General features: G+C 47.7%; 1 protein-coding gene. It reads left to right on the forward strand.

Going from position 1 to position 795, the window contains the following annotated elements:
• The coding region (locus R7P74_RS25905) for an Ig-like domain-containing protein (protein WP_318123520.1) at nucleotides 1-795 on the forward strand (795 nt) is incomplete at both ends.

Genomic DNA, 795 nt, shown 5'->3' on the forward strand with positions numbered 1-795 from the left:
ATTGATGGCGATAAGCTGTCGATTGACTCGGCATCTGTGCCGAGTGACCAAGGTACAGTCGAGATTGTTGACGGCAAACTGGTCTTCACACCGGCCGAGAACTTCAATGGTGATGCCGAAATCACTTACACCATCACCGATGGTTCGCTGACTGACCAAGCGAAAGTAGCCGTTACCGTTAATCCAGTGAACGATGCGCCAACGATCAAGGTCGATGCTGTAGAAAGTATCACTGAAGACGCAGTGAGTACCGATACGGTAGTGGCAACGTTGGAAGTCGCTGATACCGATACGCCAGAAGAGCAATTAACCGTTTCTTTAGAAAACAACTCAAACGGCTACTTTGCGTTAGTTGGCGATGAAGTCAAACTGACTCAAGCGGGTGTTGACGCGGTTAACAACGACGAACTCAACCTTAAAGACCTAACGATCAGCGCATCAGTATCGGATGGTGTTAATCCAACGGTTAGCGACAGTGATAGTTTGATTGTGAATCGCGTTAACGATGCACCAACAGTCGATAATGTGATTTCAGATCAAGTGTTAGCAGAAGATTTTACGATCTACACGATTGATTTAAACGACGCATTTAAAGACAGCGACTCCGCACTGAACTTTTCAGTGTCCGGCAACAGCAACGTGTTGGTTTCGATTGAAAATGGCATTGCGACTATTAGCCCAACGGCAGACTGGAACGGCTCAGAAAACCTAACGTTTACGGCTACCGATCCAAGCGGTGAAAGCGTTAGCCAAACGGTGAACTTCACAGTTGCGCCTGTGGCAGACATCGTGGCA

Source organism: Vibrio sp. 2033, assembly GCF_033339735.1.